The organism is Pseudoflavonifractor capillosus, from assembly GCF_016899775.1.
Taxonomy (GTDB): domain Bacteria; phylum Bacillota; class Clostridia; order Oscillospirales; family Oscillospiraceae; genus Lawsonibacter.
Map to the genome: position 1 here is coordinate 1 of NZ_JACJJE010000169.1, position 350 is coordinate 350.

1 protein-coding gene is annotated in these 350 nt (G+C 54.9%); it reads left to right on the plus strand.

Annotation, left to right across the window (positions count from 1 at the left end; genetic code table 11):
* Positions 1 to 350: hypothetical protein (locus H6B31_RS16850; RefSeq protein WP_204899543.1), on the plus strand; the 350-nt coding region annotated here is incomplete at both ends.

The following is a 350-nucleotide window of genomic DNA, read 5'->3' on the forward strand; positions in this document are numbered from 1 at the left end:
AAGATCAGCACCGACGTTATCATGAACATCCAGTTCAAGTACGGCGATGAAGTCGTTGCTGGCGGTGACTACTTCGTGCCTGCCGGCGTTCAGAACTACTCCGTGCTGGAGCAGTATGTGCCCGAAGGGTACGAGATGACTGTGTCCGGCGACTTCATGGCCGAGGACGGCGGCAAGCTGGTTGTCAACATCGAGAAGATCAGCACCGACGTTATCATGAACATCCAGTTCAAGTACGGCGATGAAGTCGTTGCTGGCGGTGACTACTTCGTACCTGCCGGCGTTCAGAACTACTCCGTGCTGGAGCAGTATGTGCCCGAAGGGTACGAGATGACTGTGTCCGGTGATTT